The 17,723-nt window shown below is 72.1% G+C and carries 17 protein-coding genes; 9 read left to right on the top strand and 8 right to left on the bottom strand.

The genetic code is table 11. The features are described from left to right. The first annotated feature begins 93 nt into the window (after positions 1-93). Positions 94-1,491, top strand: a complete 1,398-nt coding sequence (locus IE290_RS29410) for an RNA polymerase sigma factor (protein WP_191247957.1) — start codon at positions 94-96, stop codon at positions 1,489-1,491. A 627-nt stretch (positions 1,492-2,118) separates the two neighbouring features. Then, positions 2,119-3,558 (top strand): amino acid permease, encoded by a 1,440-nt coding sequence (locus tag IE290_RS29405; RefSeq protein WP_191247956.1) that lies wholly within the window; start codon positions 2,119-2,121, stop codon positions 3,556-3,558. Here the strand turns inward: IE290_RS29405 and IE290_RS29400 are convergent. Both IE290_RS29400 and IE290_RS29395 read right to left on the bottom strand, forming a co-directional pair. Then, positions 3,548-4,192: a DUF6885 family protein gene (locus tag IE290_RS29400; protein ID WP_229874783.1), complete on the bottom strand. Its 645-nt coding sequence runs from the start codon at positions 4,190-4,192 to the stop codon at positions 3,548-3,550. The genes IE290_RS29405 and IE290_RS29400 overlap by 11 nt on opposite strands. Then, complete coding sequence (locus IE290_RS29395) at positions 4,180-5,526, bottom strand: type I glutamate--ammonia ligase (protein WP_191247955.1); 1,347 nt, start codon at positions 5,524-5,526, stop codon at positions 4,180-4,182. The genes IE290_RS29400 and IE290_RS29395 overlap by 13 nt, the downstream gene beginning before the upstream one ends. 414 nt (positions 5,527-5,940) lie before the next feature. Here IE290_RS29395 and IE290_RS29390 point away from each other — a divergent pair, with 414 nt between their 5' ends. Both IE290_RS29390 and IE290_RS29385 read left to right on the top strand, forming a co-directional pair. Continuing rightward, complete coding sequence (locus IE290_RS29390; RefSeq protein WP_017983718.1) at positions 5,941-6,123, top strand: DUF7455 domain-containing protein; 183 nt, start codon at positions 5,941-5,943, stop codon at positions 6,121-6,123. 153 nt (positions 6,124-6,276) lie between these two features. Further along, positions 6,277-7,608: a PepSY-associated TM helix domain-containing protein gene (locus IE290_RS29385; protein WP_191247954.1), complete on the top strand. Its 1,332-nt coding sequence runs from the start codon at positions 6,277-6,279 to the stop codon at positions 7,606-7,608. A 321-nt stretch (positions 7,609-7,929) separates the two neighbouring features. Here IE290_RS29385 and IE290_RS29380 read toward each other — a convergent pair whose 3' ends face one another. Continuing rightward, positions 7,930-9,693 (bottom strand): DEAD/DEAH box helicase, encoded by a 1,764-nt coding sequence (locus IE290_RS29380; protein ID WP_191247953.1) that lies wholly within the window; start codon positions 9,691-9,693, stop codon positions 7,930-7,932. Positions 9,694-9,905: 212 nt separating this feature from the next. Between IE290_RS29380 and IE290_RS29375 the strand changes: the two genes are divergently transcribed. After that, positions 9,906-10,991, top strand: coding sequence for a YihY/virulence factor BrkB family protein (locus IE290_RS29375; protein ID WP_191247952.1), 1,086 nt, complete (start codon positions 9,906-9,908; stop codon positions 10,989-10,991). On the opposite strand, the gene IE290_RS29370 is transcribed toward IE290_RS29375, so the two are convergent. Next, positions 10,952-11,206, bottom strand: coding sequence for a DUF3039 domain-containing protein (locus tag IE290_RS29370; RefSeq protein ID WP_094009025.1), 255 nt, complete (start codon positions 11,204-11,206; stop codon positions 10,952-10,954). The genes IE290_RS29375 and IE290_RS29370 overlap by 40 nt on opposite strands. Positions 11,207-11,282: 76 nt before the next feature. Between IE290_RS29370 and IE290_RS29365 the strand changes: the two genes are divergently transcribed. The 4 genes from IE290_RS29365 to IE290_RS29350 are packed head-to-tail and all read left to right on the top strand — an operon-like array spanning position 11,283 to position 13,969. Beyond that, positions 11,283-11,663, top strand: a complete 381-nt coding sequence (locus IE290_RS29365) for a tautomerase family protein (RefSeq protein WP_191247951.1) — start codon at positions 11,283-11,285, stop codon at positions 11,661-11,663. Positions 11,664-11,678: 15 nt separating this feature from the next. Next, positions 11,679-12,188, top strand: a complete 510-nt coding sequence (locus tag IE290_RS29360) for a pyridoxamine 5'-phosphate oxidase family protein (protein WP_191247950.1) — start codon at positions 11,679-11,681, stop codon at positions 12,186-12,188. Between the two features lie 12 nt (positions 12,189-12,200). Next, complete coding sequence (locus IE290_RS29355) at positions 12,201-13,106, top strand: pseudouridine-5'-phosphate glycosidase (protein WP_191247949.1); 906 nt, start codon at positions 12,201-12,203, stop codon at positions 13,104-13,106. Next, on the top strand, positions 13,103-13,969 hold the full coding sequence (locus tag IE290_RS29350; RefSeq protein ID WP_191247948.1) for a carbohydrate kinase family protein: 867 nt from the start codon (positions 13,103-13,105) through the stop codon (positions 13,967-13,969). Before IE290_RS29355 ends, IE290_RS29350 begins: the two co-directional genes overlap by 4 nt. Before the next feature lie 404 nt (positions 13,970-14,373). Here the strand turns inward: IE290_RS29350 and IE290_RS29345 are convergent, their stop codons facing one another. The 4 genes from IE290_RS29345 to IE290_RS29330 are packed head-to-tail and all read right to left on the bottom strand — an operon-like array spanning position 14,374 to position 17,700. Further along, on the bottom strand, positions 14,374-14,709 hold the full coding sequence (locus IE290_RS29345) for a DUF3099 domain-containing protein (protein WP_191248228.1): 336 nt from the start codon (positions 14,707-14,709) through the stop codon (positions 14,374-14,376). A gap of 54 nt (positions 14,710-14,763) precedes the next feature. Next, positions 14,764-15,864: a M20 family metallopeptidase gene (locus IE290_RS29340; RefSeq protein ID WP_191247947.1), complete on the bottom strand. Its 1,101-nt coding sequence runs from the start codon at positions 15,862-15,864 to the stop codon at positions 14,764-14,766. A gap of 10 nt (positions 15,865-15,874) precedes the next feature. Continuing rightward, positions 15,875-16,420, bottom strand: a complete 546-nt coding sequence (locus IE290_RS29335) for a DinB family protein (protein WP_191247946.1) — start codon at positions 16,418-16,420, stop codon at positions 15,875-15,877. Continuing rightward, positions 16,417-17,700, bottom strand: coding sequence for an amidohydrolase (locus IE290_RS29330; RefSeq protein ID WP_191247945.1), 1,284 nt, complete (start codon positions 17,698-17,700; stop codon positions 16,417-16,419). The genes IE290_RS29335 and IE290_RS29330 overlap by 4 nt, the downstream gene beginning before the upstream one ends. Positions 17,701-17,723 lie beyond the last annotated feature (23 nt).

Raw genomic sequence — 17,723 nt, 5'->3', positions numbered from 1 at the left:
CAAAACCGCAGGCCGCGGGACGTTCCCCGAATCTGAGGCGGCCGGGACGCACCATCCCGGGTCGCCGTGATCGACCGCTGCGAAAGGGCGTACGTGGCAGCCGCAAAAACCGCTACCCGAAGCGGCACGAAGACAACGAGCGCCGCCGACGTGAGCGCGGAACCCGACGCGGGCCGTGAGAACGTGACCGAGGCCGAGGCTCAGGGCTCCGGCGCCACGAAGAAGGCGACCACCCGGAAGTCGGCCGCGGCCAAGGGCCCGAAGAAGGCTCCGGCCAAGGGCCGCACCACCCGCAAGGCCGGCAAGACCGACGACGGGGAGCCGGACGGCCCCGGCGGCGAGGACATCGAGGACGTCGACCTCGAGGCCGATCTCGCCGAGCTGGAGAGCGAGGTGGAGGTCGACGTCGTCGACGCGACCGTCACCGACGAGGCCGAGGACCTCGACGAGGACGAGCCGGACGAGAAGACGCCGGCCAAGTCGGGCGCCAAGTCGACCGACCGCGACTTCGTCTGGGACGAGGAGGAGTCGGAGGCCCTGCGGCAGGCCCGCAAGGACGCCGAGCTCACCGCATCCGCGGACTCGGTGCGCGCGTACCTGAAGCAGATCGGCAAGGTCGCGCTGCTCAACGCCGAGGAGGAGGTCGAGCTCGCCAAGCGGATCGAGGCCGGCCTGTACGCGGCGGAGCGGCTGCGCATCGCGGAGGAGGAGGGCGAGAAGCTCGCCACCCAGATGCGCCGTGACCTGCGCTGGATCATCCGGGACGGGGAGCGCGCCAAGAACCACCTGCTGGAGGCGAACCTCCGGCTGGTCGTGTCGCTGGCCAAGCGCTACACCGGTCGCGGCATGGCGTTCCTGGACCTGATCCAGGAGGGCAACCTGGGCCTGATCCGCGCGGTCGAGAAGTTCGACTACACCAAGGGCTACAAGTTCTCCACGTATGCGACGTGGTGGATCCGGCAGGCGATCACCCGCGCCATGGCCGACCAGGCCCGCACCATCCGCATCCCGGTGCACATGGTCGAGGTGATCAACAAGCTCGGCCGGATACAGCGTGAGCTGCTGCAGGACCTCGGCCGCGAGCCCACCCCCGAGGAGCTCGCGAAGGAGATGGACATCTCCCCGGAGAAGGTCCTGGAGATCCAGCAGTACGCCCGCGAGCCGATCTCGCTGGACCAGACGATCGGCGATGAGGGCGACTCGCAGCTGGGCGACTTCATCGAGGACTCGGAAGCGGTCGTCGCGGTCGACGCGGTGTCGTTCACGCTGCTGCAGGACCAGCTCCAGTCGGTGCTGCAGACGCTGTCCGAGCGCGAGGCCGGCGTGGTCCGGCTGCGCTTCGGCCTGACCGACGGTCAGCCGCGGACTTTAGACGAGATCGGCCAGGTCTACGGCGTCACGCGCGAGCGGATCCGCCAGATCGAATCGAAGACCATGTCCAAGCTGCGCCACCCCAGCCGGTCGCAGGTCCTCCGGGACTACCTGGACTAGGAGAACCGAACAAGCCCGGGCTGCCAACGGCAGCCCGGGCTTTTTTCTTTTCCAACCGCAAGCCGGCGGCGCAAGAAGACCGACTACGCCCCAGACCTCCCCCGCCCCCGATCCACAGCCGATCTTTGGTCGCCGACCAGGCGTGTCAAGGTACTCTTTCCCGCCTTGACACGCCTGCTCGGCGACTGAAACACAATCAGGCATCGGGGGCGGGGGTGGTCGGAAGGTGACCTTTGGCGCCGTAAGGCGCATTCCGCCCGCAGGGCGGGCTCTTCGCCTGCCCCAAGTCACCTCTAAAGATCAAGAGATGTCCTCGCCGGACGGGCAGGCTCCGGGATGACGGGAGACCGTTGTCGTCTCACCTCGGGTGGGTGGGAGCTGGGTGGTCATCCCGTCGCCTGCGGTTTGTGCATATCACCTTGAGCCAGGGCCGCAAGGTTGGCATGGTCGGCCTGCGGTTGGCGGCCTGGGTTGCGGCCCTGGCTCAAGGTGATCGTCACGTGTCAGGCGACGGGATGACCACCCAGCTCCGCTTTTGTTCACCGATCAAAAGCGTCCTTCGGGCCCTTCGTCACAGCAAGGGGCCACCGGGCTGCGCATCTTCAGGTGATCTTCTAACGTTCCACCATGGGCATCACCCGAACGCTTGACGTCAACGAAGTCCTCGCCCGGCAAGACGCCGGCGATCTGAAGCGCCGCCTGCGGGCCAGGGATCTGGTGGGCTTCGGCGTCGGGATCATCATCGGCACCGGCATCTTCACGCTCGCGGGCGTGGAGGCCAAGACGCACGCCGGGCCGGCCGTGACGTTGTCGTTCGTGATCGGGGCCGTTGTCGCGGGCCTCGCGGCCCTCTGCTACGCCGAACTGGCCTCCAGCGTGCCCACCGCGGGCAGCGCCTACACCTACGCCTTCGCCACCCTCGGCGAGGTGTTCGCCTGGATCATCGGCTGGGACCTGCTCCTCGAGTTCGCCCTCGGGGCCGCCGTCGTGTCGCGGGGGTGGTCCGGCTACCTCGCCAACCTGCTCGGCCTGCCCCAGGAGTGGTTCGGCGAGGACGCCACCGTCAACGTCGGCGCCGTCGCCATCATCGCCATCCTGACCGTCATCGCAGTGCTCGGGATCCGGGAATCGGCCCGGGTGACGAACGTGCTGGTGCTCGTCAAGGTCGCGGTGTGCGTCCTGATCATCGCCGTGGGCGTGTTCTTCATCAAGGGCGCCAACCTGACCCCGTTCATCCCGCCGGCCCGCCCGGGCGAGAGCGGCGCGAGCGTGCTGCACCAGCCGGTCGTGCAGGCCGGGCTCGGGCTCGAGCAGTCCGTCTACGGCATCGGCGGGGTGCTGTCCGCCGCGGCGATCGTGTTCTTCGCCTACACCGGGTTCGAGGCGCTGGCCAACCTCGGCGAGGAGACCCGCAACCCGCGCAAGGACCTGCGCGTCGGCATCCTCGGCGCCCTCGGCGTGTGCGCCGTGCTCTACATCGCCGTGTCGCTGGTGCTGACCGGCATGGTGCCGTTCACCGACATCGACGCCGGGGCCCCGCTCGCCGCCGCGTTCGACTCGGTCGGCCAGCACTGGGTCAGCGCCCTCATCTCGCTCGGCGCGGTCACCGGCCTGACCTCGGTGATGATGGTCGAACTGGTCACCATCGGCCGTATCGGGTTCGCCATGGGCCGCGACGGCCTGCTGCCCAAGCCGATCGGCACCACCCACCCGCGCTGGGGCACACCGCACCGCATGACGATCGGCGGCGCGGTGCTGATCGCCCTGCTCGCGGCGTTCGTGCCGATCACCGAGCTGTCCGACATGGTCAGCATCGGCGCGCTGTCGGCGATGGTGATCGTCGCGATCGCGGTGCCCGTGCTGCGCCACAAGCGCCCCGACCTCAAGCGACCCTTCACCGTGCCGCTGTCCCCGGTGCTGCCGATCATCGCCGCGCTGGCGTGCCTGTACCTGATGCTGAACCTGGACGTGCTGACCTGGATCCGGTTCGCCGTCTGGCTCGCGATCGGCCTGGTCATCTACTTCGCCTACGGCCGCAGGCACTCCCGGCTCGCGCCTAAGGAGTGAGGCGCGCCCGCGCGACGAGCGCCAGCGCCGCGGGCGCGTCCGCGGCGGGCACCACCAGCAGCAGCCCCCGCAGTGCGGCGACGACCCGGTCGAGCATCTGCAGGTGCACCCCGTCCCGGCCGGCCGACCGGTAACCGTCCACAATGGCCACCAGCGTGCCGCCGGGACCGCTGACCGTGCCCGCGAGGAACACCGGATTCCTGGTGCGCCAACGGGAACTCCAGAACGGCGGCAGCCCGCCGTCCAGGTAGTCGCGCAGCGCCCGGTCCGGTGTGTCCGGCGCGCCGAGGTCGGCGGTGTCCACAAAGGCCACCAGGGTGACGTCCAGCTCGGGCACCCCGGCCAGGATCGCCCTGAGCGCCGCGGCGGTCCACGCGCCCTCCGCGACGACCGCCGTCAGCTCGCCCCCGGACAACTCGGCGATCGCCGCCGCGGTGGACGCCGGTGACGACCCGGCCGAGGCGGTGTCGTCCTGACTCGTCACCGGAATCCCGTGCGCCCGCAGGGAAACCAGCGTCACGAACGCGGCCGATTCGCTCTTCTGCTGCGGCATCTCGGGCCGCGCGAGGTCGACGAGGCGCGCGGCGCCGGGGAACCAGCGCACCTCGTCGAGCAGTGCCACTAGTACCGCCACAGGTGGGCGGCGACGATGTCCTCGACCGTCCGATCGGCGGCCCAGCGCCGGTCGGAGGCCCGCACCGCGCGGAACGCGCCGAGCAGCTCCTCCCCCAGCGCCTCGCGCATCCGGTCGCTCGACGCCAGCGCGCGATCCTGTTCGTCCGGTGTGTCCGGAAGCCGGGCGATTCCGGCCGCCGCACGGCGGTCCTCGGTCCAGGTGCCCGGGTCCTCGGCGACCGGATCGGGCAGGGAAAGCCCTTCCGCCAGTCCCGCGACCCCGGCCGTGATCACCGCGGCGAGCGCCAGGTACGGGTTGGCCGAGGCGTCACACGGCTTCAGCTCGACGTTGGCGTGGTCGTCGCCGAGCAGCTGCGAGCCCGGCACGTACCGCAGCGGCGCCTCCCGGTTCTCCACGCCCCAGAACGCGTACGCGCTGGCGAAGTAGCCCGGCCGCAACCGCAGGGTGGACGGCACGCTGGGCGCCGTGACGGCGGTGAGGGCGGGCAGGTCCCGCAGCAGTCCGGCGAGGTAGCCGGCGCCCTCACCGTCCGGCAGGCCGGCCAGCAGGTTGCGTCCCTTGCGCCACACCGAGGTGTGCAGGTGCCAGCCGTTGCCCGCGGCCTCCGGGCTGACGATCGGCGCGAAGCTCAGCCGCAGGCCGTGCCTATGCGCGGCGGCGTGCAAGGTCTGGCGGGCCAGCAGCTGGTCGTCGGCCGCGGACACCGGATCGGTCGCCGTGAGCGAGAGTTCCAGCTGAGCCAGGCCGTACTCGGCGTGGAACTGGTTCAGCCGCAGGCCGTTGGCCTCGAAGTCGTGCAGCACGGTCGCGACGAAGTCGTCGAGCGGGATCAGGGCGTGCGGGCTGTAGGCGGGGCCGTGATGACCGGGCGCGGACGCGATGTCCGGCGCGCCGGCGGGCGCCACGGCGAACTCCATTTCGAACCCGGCGCGGATCTCGTAGCCCCGCCTGGACGCGGCGGACACCACGTTCTCCAGCGCCGTGCGCTGGCAGTAGGGCCACGGTGATCCGTCGGCGGCGACCTGCCGTCCGGGCGCCCAGGCGAGCGCGCGCTGCCCCGCGAGCCGTCGCAGGCGGTCGATCACCGGCACGAGACGCACGTCACCGGAGGGGGTGGCGAGTCCGGGGTGGCCGAAGGTGATGACGTCGTGGGTGTCGAAGACGGCGAACAACGACGTGGTCCCGATCCCACGCGTGGCCGCGGCGGCCAGGCCGGCGATCGGCACGATCCGCGACCGCGGGATGCCGTTGTTGTCGGCCCAGGCGATCTGCGCGCCGACGACCCCGGTCGCCGCCAGGTCCTTCGCGGCCGCCGACGCCTGCTTCGTCATGACAGCGAGTGTCTCACGCTGCCCCGCGCGGGGGATGGTTTCGCGCACGGACTGATCACGATCTCGCCTCGGGACGGTCCGGGAAATTCCGCTGAGAACGAACAAGCCCGTCCGCGCGGCCGCTTGACACCTGTTCTCCCGAGCCGGGTTTCGCCTCGTCGCACTGGTCCTGACCACGGGAAACGGGTTTCCGCGAGGTTTCTCCGTCCTGGATGGCGGGATTGATCTACGGCATCCGGGGTAATTCTGCGTGACACACATCCCAAGCAGCCGGGAACACTTGCCAGGCGCTCAGCGTCTGCAAGAGTGGAGGCCAGCGAACACCGCGGAGCCGACGGGCAACCGCAGGGCCGAAGTGGTCGCCGCTGGATCGATGGCATCGGGCAGCCGATGCCGGGACGGAGGGAGACTCCAATGACATCACCGACGCTCACCCGCCCCGAGTTGACCGCAGCCGACCGTTGTGACCGGTGCGGCGCCGCAGCACAGGTACGAGCCATCCTCTCCAGCGGTGGCGAGCTGCTCTTCTGCGGCCACCACGCCCGCGAGTACGAGTCGAAGCTCAAGGAGATCGCTGCGGAGATCCAGCGCGGCTGAGCCAGACCCACAGACAGCGAGCGGGCGCCCGGTTGACCGGGCGCCCGTTTTCGTTCATGCCCACGATGATTGTGTCCGGAGTCACATCAGGAACCACCGCGCCGCTCCCGGCGACCTGGAGGGAAAGCCGGTCCCTCCCCGCCGAGGAGCAGCATGACGACGGACGACCTCGTGCATCCGACCGCGCCGCCCGCCGCTCCGGCCCGCGGGACGCTGCGCCCGGTCCTACTGCGCCTGCACTTCTACGCCGGGATCCTCGTCGGCCCGTTCCTGCTGGTGGCCGCGATCACCGGCGTGCTGTACGTGTTCGCGCCCCAGCTCGAGCAGGTCGTCTACGACCACGAGCTGCACGTGCCCGCCGGGACCACGGCGCGCACGCTGGCCGCCCAGGTCGCCACCGCGGAGGCGGCCGTCCCGGAAGGCACGTTGTACAGCGTGCGACCCGGGCCGACCGCGACTGACACCACGCAGGTCGTCTTCACGGTCGACGGCCTGCGGGAGAGCTACTACCGGACCGCCTTCGTCAACCCCTACGACGGCGAGCTGCGCGGCGTGCTGGACACCTACGGCTCGAGCGGCGCGATGCCGATCCGGGGCTGGCTGGACACCCTGCACCGCAACCTCCACCTGGGCGACTTCGGCCGGCTCTACAGCGAGCTGGCGGCGAGCTGGCTGGCGGTCGTGGTGGCCGGTGGACTCGTGCTGTGGTGGGGCCGCCGCCGTCGCCGCAGGGCTGCGACCGGGCGGGCGCGGACGCTGTCCTGGCACGCGACCACCGGCACCTGGGTGGCTCTGGTGCTGTTCTTCCTGGCCGCGACCGGGCTGACCTGGTCGCAGTTCGCCGGGCAGAACATCGCCGAGGTGCGGGCCGCGCTGAGCTGGCAGACGCCGTCGGTGCCGTCGAAGCTGCCCGCCGCGGACGTGGACCCGGCGGTGGGCTTCGACGAGGCGTTGGCCGCGGCGCGCACGGTGGGCCTGGACAACCCGGTCGAAATCACCCCGCCCGCGGCGGGCCGGGCGTACGTCGTGAAGCAGATCCAGCGCAGCTGGCCGGAGAAGCAGGACGCGGCCGCGATCGACCCGCGCACCAGCGAGGTGCTCAGCGTCCTGCGGTTCGAGGACTGGCCGCTGGCCGCGAAGCTGGCCCGCTGGGGCATCGACGCACACATGGGCCTGCTGTTCGGGCTGGGCAATCAGATCGTGCTGGCGGTGGTCATGGCCGGCCTGATCGCCCTGATCGGGTGGGGCTACCGGATGTGGTGGCAGCGCCGCCCGGCCGGACGCGCCCTGGGCCGCCCCTACCCGCGCGGCACACTGCGGCGGCTGCCCAGGAGGGTGCTGGTGCCGCTGGCCGCCGCCGGGATTGTGGCGGGGTGGTTCGCGCCGGTCTTCGGGCTGTCGCTGCTGGGGTTCCTGCTGCTCGACGGGTTCCTGGGGTGGCGGGCCCACCGCGCCGGGACTGCGGTGACGAGCACTGGGGCGTAGCAGCCGCGCGCAGGCACGCCCGCGCGCTCCGGCCCCGGGAGTCGCGAACCCACCCGGCGACGGCCCTCAGCGGCCGCACCGCGACCCGGGCGTACGGGAACCACCCGCCGACGGCGCTGGCCCACCCCCAGCGCGGGCACCCCGGCCCACCGTGACACGCACCGGGACGTAGCACCCACCGCCGCGCGCAGGTCCTCGGGCACCAGCCTCGGGACCACCCGCCGCCATCCGGCTTTGGCCGAGGCCACCGGCCCCCGCCACCCAGCCGGACCACCACCCGGCTCGCCGGCCACCCGGCTCGCCACCACCCGGCTCGTCGGCTCACCAGGAGCGCAGCGTCGCGATGCGTTCCTCCAGCTGCTCCATCGTCGCCATCGCCGTGGGTGGGCCGCCGCAGGCGCGGCGCAGCTCGTTGTGGATCGCGCCGTGGGGTTTGCGCGTGCGGTGGTGGTACATGCCCACCAGGGTGTTCAGCTCCTTGCGCAGCGCGGCGATCCGCTCGTTCACCGACTGCGGCCGCGGCGCCGGCGCCGGGACCTGCTCCTTCTCCGGCTTCCGGCGGCTCGCGTCGGCCAGCTGCTCCTCCTGCCGCTTCCGCAGCAGCGCCCGCACCTGGTCCGGCTCCAGCAGGCCGGGCAGCCCCAGGTACTCCTGCTCCTCCTCGCTGCCGGAGAACACCGCCGTGCCGAAGGAGTTGCCGTCGTAGATCACCTGGTCCAGCTCGGCCGAGGCGCCCAGCGAGGTGAACGCCTTCTCCTCCTCGCCGGGCTCGTCCTCGGTGCGGTTGGCCTGCGCCAGCAGCTCGTCGTCCCAGCCGTCCTTCTCCCGGTGCGGCTTGCCGAGCACGTGGTCGCGCTGGGCCTCCAGCTCGCTGGCCAGCTCCAGCAGCACCGGCACGCTCGGCAGGAACACGCTCGCCGTCTCGCCCTTGCGCCGGGCCCGCACGAACCGCCCGATCGCCTGGGCGAAGAACAGCGGCGTCGACGCGCTCGTGGCGTATACGCCGACCGCCAGGCGCGGCACGTCGACACCTTCGGACACCATCCGCACCGCGACCAGCCACCGGTCGGTCGACTCGGAGAACTCACCGATCCGCGCGGTCGCCTTCGGATCGTCGGACAGGACCACGGTGGGCGCCTCGCCGGTGATCCGCGCCAGGATCTTCGCGTAGGCCCGCGCGGACTCCTGGTCGGTGGCGATGACCAGACCACCGGCGTCCGGGATGCCGCCGCTACGCAGCTGCTGCAGCCGGGTGTCGGCGGCCTGCAGCACCGACGGGATCCACTCGCCGCCCGGGTCGAGCGCGGTGCGCCACGCACGGGCGGTCTGCTCGGCCGTCAGCGGCTCCCCCAGCCGCGCGGTGAACTCCTCTCCCGCGCTGGTGCGCCAGGACGCCTCACCGCTGTAGGCGAGGAACACGACCGGCCGGACGACGCCGTCGGCGAGCGCGTCGGCGTAGCCGTAGGCGTGGTCGGCCTTGCTGCGCAGCGAACCGTCGCCGTCGGGCTCGTAGGTGACGAACGGGATCGGCGAGTCGTCGCTGCGGAAGGGGGTACCGGTCAGCGCCAGGCGCCGCACGGCCGGGGTGAACGCCTCGCGGATCGCGTCACCCCAGCTCTTCGCGTCACCGCCGTGGTGGATCTCGTCGAGGATGACCAGCGTCTTGCGGCCCTCGGTGCGCACCCGGTGCAGCGTCGGGTGGGCGGCGACCTGGGCGTAGGTCAGGGCCACGCCGCGGTAGTCGGCCGCGACGGCGCCCTGGCCGTTGCGGTAGTTCGAGTCGATCGGGATGCCCGCCATCGCCGCGGAGGCGGCCCACTGGTGCTTGAGGTGCTCGGTCGGGGTCACGATGGTGATCGCCTCGACCGTGCGGTCGGACAGCAGCTCGGCGGCGATGCGCAGGCCGAACACCGTCTTGCCTGCGCCGGGCGTCGCGACGGCGAGGAAGTCCTGCGGCTGCGTGCTCAGGTACTTCGTCAGCGCCCGGCGCTGCCAGGCCCGCAGCGGGCGGGCGGTGGAGTCGTGCTGGGGCTCGGGTGCGGCGAAGCCCTGACCGGTCCGATTACCCTGGGCCGTGTCCGACAAGGGATTCCTCCCCCTCCTCTCGCCGACGATGGAACGCGACATGCGAATGCCCCCACGGAACTGCCCGGCCGCGACGCCGGACGGGGGTGAGGGCGGCTCATCGGAGATTACCCGCCCCCACCGACAAGGGCCGCGAACGGCACGGCGGAGTTGAACACGCCACAGGTCTTGACAAGCCAAACCGCGCCGCGTCCGCCATGCTTGGGGCTGAGATGAGTTCACCGTCCGACGAGTCGCCCGAGGGCGCCGCCCGCCGCAAGGGTCCAGCGCGCCTGCTCCGGCGCACGCTGAACAAGGCCTGGGACGGCAACATCTTCTCCGAGTCCGCCGAGGCGGCGTTCTGGCAGACGCTGTCGCTGCCACCCCTGCTGCTCGGGCTGCTGGGCAGCCTCGGCTTCATGGGCGACTGGTTCGGCCAGGGCTTCGTGACCGCGGTGCACGACCGGATCATCACCTTCGCCGACAAGATCTTCAGCGGCAACGTGGTGAGCCAGATCATCGAGCCCACCGTGGACGACATCCTGACCATCGGCAAGGGCGAGATCGTCTCGGTCGGCTTCCTGATCTCGCTGTGGGCCGGCTCGTCGGCCATGTCGTCGTTCGTCGACGCGATCACGGTCGCACACGACCAGTACGGCGTGCGCAACGAGGTCTGGCAGCGGATCTACGCGCTGCTGCTGTACCTGGCGAGCCTGGTGCTGCTGGTGGTCGGCCTGCCGGTCATCGCGATCGGGCCGGACGTCCTGATCGACATCCTGCCGGACAGCTGGGCGCCGACGATCACCACCTGGATCAGCTGGCTGTACTACCCGGTGATCGGGGTGCTGCTGGTCCTGGCCGTGGCGACGCTGTACAAGCTGGCCCTGCCGCGCCGGCTGCCCTGGCACCGCGGGCTGCCCGGCGCGGTGCTGGCGATGGTGATCTTCCTGCTGGCCAGCGTCGGGCTGCGCGTCTACCTGTCCTGGATCACCAGCACCGGCTACACCTACGGCGCGCTGGCCACCCCGATCGCGTTCCTGCTGTTCACGTTCTTCATCGGCATGGCCATCGTCGGCGGCGCCTACTTCAACGCCGCGATCCAGGAGCTGTGGCCGGCGAAGATGACCCGCCGCCAGCGCCGCAAGTGGCGGCGGCTGGAGATGGAACGCGCCAAGGAACGCCTGCGCGAGGACTCGCCCTCACTGTGGGAGCGCACGACGCAGCCGCTGCGGAAGCCGCGCAAGCAGGAGGAGGCCCCGGCGGACGGGGACCTCGCGGATCAGTCCTCGCCGTCGGGACCGGGGCGCAAGCCCTCGTAGATCTCCTTGCAGGCCGGGCACACGGGCGAGCCGGGTTTGGGCGAGCGGGTGACGGGGAAGACCTCGCCGCACAGCGCCACCACGTACGTGCCCATGACCGCGCTTTCGGCGATCTTGTCCTTGCGCACGTAGTGGAAGACCTTCGGCTGATCGCTGTCGGTCTCCTCGGTGGACTCCGGGCGGGTGTCTACCTCGGGCAGCGTCGATGTGCTCATGTCCCCATTTTGCCGCAGCGCCCCGCGACGGCGACACCCGCGGGCTTCTGTACCTATTGGTATGTACAGTGAGGGCATGCCTCTCGTACGGATCGACGCCCTCCCGACCCACGACGACGCGACGCTGGCCGCGCTGGGCGACGCCGTCCACCAGGCCATGACCGAGACGATCGACGTGCCGGCGGACGACTTCTTCCAGGTCGTCACCCGCTCCGACGGCCACCTCCGCTACGACCCCGGCTACCTGGGTATCCGCCGGGACGACGGGGTCGTGTTCGTCAGCATCACCATGCGCGTGGGCCGCACCTACGCCCAGAAGAAGGCGCTCTACGCGCGGATCGCGGAACTGGCCTCTGAACGGGCCGGGATCGAGCCGCGCAACGTGCTGATCAGCGTGACCGAGAACCACCCGGTGGACTGGTCCTTCGGAGACGGCGTGGCGCAGTATCTGGGGTGAAGGGAGTGCCCGCCGATGACCGTTCCCCGCGCGACCCGCCCGCACATGCCCGGGTACGGCACCCTGCCCGCCGACCAGGGGACGGGACTGCTGCCCTGGTCGTGGGCGGAGAAGCGGCTGCGGGACTCCCACGACTACTGGCTCGCCACGGTGTGGCCGGACGGCCGCCCGCACTTGATGCCGGTGTGGGGCGTGTGGCACGACGAGGCGCTGTGGTTCTCCTCGTCGCGCTCGGCCCGCAAGGTGCGCAACCTGGAGGTCAACCCGGCGGTGACCGTCTCCACCGACGACGCGCTCAACCCCGTCGTGCTCGAGGGCGTCGCCAAGGTCGTGCGGGACACGGTGTCCGTGCGGGCGTTCCTGCAGGCGCTGAACGGGAAGTACCGGACGGACTACGGCACGGACTTCCTCGACCCCGCTGTCAACGCGACGGTGCGGGTGCGTCCGCGGTGGGTGTTCGGGCTCGACGGACGCGACTTCGGCGGCTCGCCCACCCGCTGGGACTTCACGGCGGACCGTCGGTGATGATGGTTCCTCGTGACACCCCCGATATCGCTGGCCGACGAGGTCGCCGACGCCGTGCACAGCGGCCGCGCGGTCGTCGCGCTGGAAAGCACGATCCTGTCCCACGGCCTGCCCCCGGGCCGCAACCTCGCGGTCGCGAACCGGCTGGAGGAGACCGTCCGCAAGGCCGGCGCGGTGCCGGCCACGATCGCGGTGCTCGACGGCGTCGCCTACGCCGGGCTGTCCCATGCCCAGCTGGAGCGCGTGTGTGCGCCCGACGCGGGGCTGGACAAGCTGTCCCTGCGTGACCTCGGGCCCGCGATCGGGCTCGGCCGCTCGGGCGCGACGACCGTGGCGAGCACCTCGGCGCTGGCGCACGCGGCCGGGATCGGCGTGTTCGCCACCGGCGGGCTCGGCGGCGTGCACCTCGGGGCGAACGAGTCCTGGGACATCTCGGCCGACCTCGGCGTGCTGGCCCGGGTGCCGGTGCTGGTGGTGTGCTCGGGGGTGAAGTCGGTGCTGGACATCGCCGCGACCCTGGAGGTGCTCGAGACGAACTCGGTGCCGGTGCTGGGTTACCGGACGGGCGAGTTCCCCGCGTTCTACCGGCGCACGTCGGGCTTCGCGGTGCCGTGGCGGGTCGACGACCCGGTCGCGGCCGCCGCCGTGGTCGCCGCGCACCGGCGGTATGCGTCCTCGGGCGTGCTGCTGGCGAACCCGATCCCGGCCGAGGCGGAGATGGACGCGGAACTGCACGACCGGCTGCTGGCCGAGGGGCTGGAGCTGCTGTCCGCGCGGGGGGTGCACGGCAAGGAGGTCACGCCGGTGCTGCTGGAGCACTTCCACACCGCGAGCGGTGGGGTGAGCCTGGACGCGAACGAGGAGCTCGTGGTGTCCAACGCGCGGGTCGCCGCCGAGGTCGCGGTGGAGCTCGCGTGAAGGTCGTCGTGGTCGGGGACGCCGGGCTGGACGTGGTGGCCCGGCACGAGGGACCGATCGTGCACGGCGGCGACTCGCGGTCGCGGGTGCGGCTGGCCGGTGGCGGCGCGGGCGCGAACACGGCCGTGTGGCTGGCCGCGAGCGGGGTCGAGACCACGCTGATCGCCCGCATCGGGGACGACGCGGGCGGGCGGATGGTTCGGGCCGAGCTGGAGGCCGCGGGCGTGTCGTGCGCCTTCGCCGTCGACGCCGCGGTGCCCACGTGTTGCGTCGTGGTGCTGGTGGACGGGTCGGGGCAGCGGAGCATGCTGCCGGACCGGGGCGCGATGGGGCGGTTCGCGCCGGAGGACGTGTCCCCGGCGGCGCTCGAAGGTGCCGATCACCTGCACCTGTCCGGGTACGTGCTGCTGGACCCGTCGTCGCGGCCGGCGGGGCTGGCCGCGCTGGCGGCGGCGAAGGAGGCCGGGCTGACGACGTCGGTGGATCCGCAGGCGGCCGCGTTGATCACCGATCCGCGGGCGTTCCTGGCGGACGTGCGCGGCACGGATCTGCTGATGCCCAACCGGGAGGAGCTGCTGGCGCTGACCGGTTCGGCCGAGCCGTCGGCGGCGAAGGCGCTGCTGGACGACGTCGGCGCGGTGGTGGTCACGGCGGGCCTCGAAGGCGCGACGTGGGTGTCCGCGGACGGCGAGGTGAGCGTGCCGGCGGAGGAGGCGGAGTGCGTCGACTCCACCGGCGCGGGCGATGCCTTCGACGCGGGCGTGCTGGCGGCGTGGCTGCGCGGGGAGTCCACAGTGGACGTCCTGCGGGCGGGCGTGCGGCTGGGCGCACGAGCGGTGACGAAGGTGGGCGCGCAACCCTGACGGTCGCGGAGCGGCCGGCACGCTGCCCCGCCGGCCAACACGCCGACCGGGCCGGCAAACACGGCGCCCGGAACAGCCCACACGCCGCCGCGGCGGCGCGTTGGCCGGTGGCGCCGTGTTTGCCACTCGCCGCGGCGTACTGGCCCGTTGCGGCGGCGGGTTGGCCGGTGGCGGCAGCGTGTTCGCCGTGGCGGCGCCGTGTTGGCCGCTCGCCGCGGCGTGTTGGCCCGTAGCGGCAGCATGTTGGCCGGTGGCGGCAGTGTGTTGGCCGGTGGCGGCGCCGTGTTGGCCGCTCGCGGCGGCGTGTTGGCCGGTGGCGTGTTGGCCGCTTGCGGCGGTGTGTTTGCCACTCGCCGCGGCGTGCTGGCCCGTAGTGGTGGCGTGTTCGCGCCGCGGAGTGCGGGTCAGCCGTCGATGATGCGGTGTTCGCGGTGTTCGATGGCCTTCGCGGAGCGCTGGTAGCGGTTGACCTTCTCCGACTTGCGCGGGGGGCGGTCGTTGGCGATCAGCACCGCGACCCACGGCAGCGGGATCGAGATGACGATGAACAGCAGCGCCAGCCACCACGTGTGGTAGAAGATCCCCGCCAGCACCAGGCACGGGAACCGCATGCCCATCATGAGCATGTACTTGCGCTTGCGGGCCGCGTGTTCCTCTTCGTAGGACGGGGCGGCCTCGGTGATGAGAACGGGGGCGTCCTCGTCGCCGGTACCCCGGGGGGACCTGTTCACCGCGACCACCTCCTGTGCCCTCCATGCTGCCACTTCCCCCGCACCGCCGATACTCGGGTGGCGTTAAATCCCGCACCACCCGCCGCAGATGCGCGTGAGGATCTCCACCGACTCGGCCAGGCGGGTGATCGAGCACCACTCGTCGGTGACGTGCGCCTGCTCCGGCTGCCCGGGGCCGCAGATGAGCGTCGGCACACCGCCCAGCGCGGGCGTCAGCACGGACGCGTCGGTGAAGTACGTCGCCGTCGCGACCTCCTCGCCGGCGCCGGTGACGTCCCGGACGATCTCGGCCGCCGAGGCGGCCCACTCGTCGCCCGGATCGGTCCACACCGGCGGCAGGTCGATCAGCGGCCGGACCTCGACCCCCGCCACCGAAGCCAGTTCCGCCAGCAGCGCCGCGTGGTCCTGCCCCGCGACCGTCCGCACGTCGACCGTCGCCACCGCGCGGTCCGGCACCGAGTTGGTGTTCAGACCGCCGGTGAAGGTGCCGACGTTGAGCGTCGGCGGCCCCATCACCGGGTGCGGCTCCACCTCGAACCGGTACTCCGCCAGCCGGGTCACCGCCGCGGCCAGCTTGACGACCGCGTTGTCCCCCAGGTGCGGCATCGACCCGTGCGCTGTCACCCCGGTGGCGAGCGCCTCCAGCCACAGCGCGCCCTTGTGGCCGTGGAACGCCACGTTCGCGGTCGGCTCGGTGATCACCAGCGGCCCGCTCGGCCCCAGCCGGCCGGCGACGAACCGCGCGCCCTGCGAGCCGGTCTCCTCCGCCGCCGTCAGCACGAGCCGCAGCCCGGACCGCCGCGGCCGGGACCGCGCCACCGTGAGCGCCGCCGTGACGATCGCCGCCACCCCGGCCTTCATGTCGCTCACACCACGCCCGTAGATCCGGTCGCCGTCGGTCTCCCCGGCGAACGGGTCGCGCTGCCACGGCGCACCGCCCAACGGCACCGTGTCGACGTGCCCGGACAGGCACAGCGGCGGCACGTCGTGCCCGGTCTCCCACTCGGCCACCAGCGTGCCGCGGCCGGGTTCGTGCTCGAACACCTCCAGCCGGAACCCCGCCTCCCGCAGCAGCGGCGCCACGACCTCCAGCGCCGCCGTCTCCGCGTGGCCCACAGTGTCGACCGCGGTCAGCGCGCGGGTCAGCGCGAGTGCGTCGGTCACGTTTCCCTCCTCAGTACCCGGTTTTGCCGTCGATCCGTTCGCGCAGCAGGTCGGCGTGCCCGTTGTGGCGGGCGTACTCGGCGAGCGTGTGCACGATGATCCGGCGCAGCGAAATCGGCTCGCCGGAGGACGCGTGCACGCCGGTGACGTCCAGCGACGGCGCGTCGGCGACGATGCGCCGCGACTGCTCGCACTGGGCGCGCCACACCGCCAGCGCCTCCGCCGGATCGCCGTCCAGCCGCTCGAAGTCCTGTTCCGGATCGTCGTCGGAGTAGTACAGGACCGGCACGTCCTCGCCGCGGAACTGGATGCGGAACCACCAGCGTTCGACGCCGGCGAGGTGGCGCAGCAGACCGTGCAGGGTCAGCCCGGACGGCGGGATCAACCGCTCGGACAGCCGATCCGGCGGCACGCCGGCGCATTTCAGCTCAAAAGTCTGCCGGTGCCAGTCGAGGTAGGCGGTGAGGATCTCGCGCTCGTCACCGGTCTTCGGCAGGGGCGCGCGCGTGTCGTCGGCCCACAGCTGGGCGAAGTTGGCGGCCGGGATCTCGGTCATGCTCCGAGCCTGCCACCACCCACCGACAAAAACGTGAGCGCGGCCACGACCAGCGTCTCCACCCCGGTCCGCAACGTCGGGTGCAGCACCGGCGCGAAGCGCGGCGAGTGGTTGGACGGCACGTCCCGCTCGAACCGCCCCTCGGCCATCGCGGTGAGCACGAAGTCCTGGTCCAGCCCGCCGACCAGCCAGAACACCGAGGGCACGCCGGCCGCGCGGCCGAACTCGCCGAAGTCCTCGCTGCCGGTGACCAGCGGCGCCTCCATGGTCCGGTCGGCGCCGAAGTGGGCGGTGAAGGCGTCGCTCAGCGTCCGGTTCGCGGCCTCGTCGTTGCTGGTCACCGGGAAGGTCGCGATGGGGGTGATCTCCGGGGGCCGTGGCGCGCCCGCGGCGGCCGCCTCGCCCTGGACGATGCGCTCGACCGCGGCCAGCACCCGGGACCGGACCTGCTCGTCGAAGGTCCGGACGTTGACCTCGAGCACCGCTTCCTCGGCGATGATGTTGGCCGCGGTGCCGACGTGCATCGAACCGACGGTCACCACGGCCTGTTCGGTCGCCGCGATCTCACGCGAGACGATCGTCTGCAGCCGCATCACCACCGACGCGGCCAGCACCGCCGGGTCGACGGTGGTCTCCGGGCGGGAACCGTGCCCGCCCCGGCCGTGCAGCACGACCCGCAGCGAGTCGGTCGCCGCCATCAGCACACCCGGACGGGTCAGCACCCAGCCGGCCGGACCGGGCACGACGTGCTGGCCGAGCACCACGTCCGGCGAGCCGACCAGGTCGAACAGGCCGTCGCGGACCATCGCCTCCGCGCCGTCGCCGACCTCCTCGCCCGGCTGGTAGACCACGACGAGGGTGCCCCGCCACGCGTCCGGCCGGGAGGCGAGCAGCCGGGCGGCGCCGTCCAGCCAGGTGGCGTGCATGTCGTGCCCGCACGCGTGCATGACCGGGACCTCGTCGCCGTCGGCGTTCGGCGCGCGCACCTCGCTGGCGTAGGGCAAGCCGGTCTTCTCGGCCACCGGCAGCGCGTCGATGTCCGCGCGCAGCATCACGACCGGGCCGTCACCGTTGCGGAGCACGCCGGCCACGCCGGTGCCGCCGATGCCGGTGTGCACCTCGAACCCGGCGTCACGCAGCCGCGCCGCGAGCTTGCCCGCGGTCCGGTGCTCGGCGAACGACAGCTCGGGGTGCCGGTGCAGGTCGACGTAGAGCTCCTCCAGGCCCGGCAGGAGCTCGCCGAGCCCCGCGAGCAGCTCTGCCCGGTCCGTGGTGGTCATGCGGCCATCACAGCACAGCCGCG

The organism is Amycolatopsis deserti (genome assembly GCF_014653945.1).
In the GTDB taxonomy this organism is placed as follows: domain Bacteria; phylum Actinomycetota; class Actinomycetes; order Mycobacteriales; family Pseudonocardiaceae; genus Amycolatopsis_E; species Amycolatopsis_E deserti.
This window is presented reverse-complemented; position numbering and strand designations above follow the sequence as displayed.

Coding starts and splice junctions, on each gene's coding strand:
- IE290_RS29370 (WP_094009025.1), bottom strand. CDS start 11,206: ATGAGCACATCGACGCTGCCCGAGGTAGACACCCGCCCGGAGTCCACC.
- IE290_RS29375 (WP_191247952.1), top strand. CDS start 9,906: ATGAGTTCACCGTCCGACGAGTCGCCCGAGGGCGCCGCCCGCCGCAAG.
- IE290_RS29330 (WP_191247945.1), bottom strand. CDS start 17,700: ATGACCACCACGGACCGGGCAGAGCTGCTCGCGGGGCTCGGCGAGCTC.
- IE290_RS29365 (WP_191247951.1), top strand. CDS start 11,283: ATGCCTCTCGTACGGATCGACGCCCTCCCGACCCACGACGACGCGACG.
- IE290_RS29385 (WP_191247954.1), top strand. CDS start 6,277: ATGACGACGGACGACCTCGTGCATCCGACCGCGCCGCCCGCCGCTCCG.
- IE290_RS29395 (WP_191247955.1), bottom strand. CDS start 5,526: ATGACGAAGCAGGCGTCGGCGGCCGCGAAGGACCTGGCGGCGACCGGG.
- IE290_RS29390 (WP_017983718.1), top strand. CDS start 5,941: ATGACATCACCGACGCTCACCCGCCCCGAGTTGACCGCAGCCGACCGT.
- IE290_RS29405 (WP_191247956.1), top strand. CDS start 2,119: ATGGGCATCACCCGAACGCTTGACGTCAACGAAGTCCTCGCCCGGCAA.
- IE290_RS29335 (WP_191247946.1), bottom strand. CDS start 16,420: ATGACCGAGATCCCGGCCGCCAACTTCGCCCAGCTGTGGGCCGACGAC.
- IE290_RS29360 (WP_191247950.1), top strand. CDS start 11,679: ATGACCGTTCCCCGCGCGACCCGCCCGCACATGCCCGGGTACGGCACC.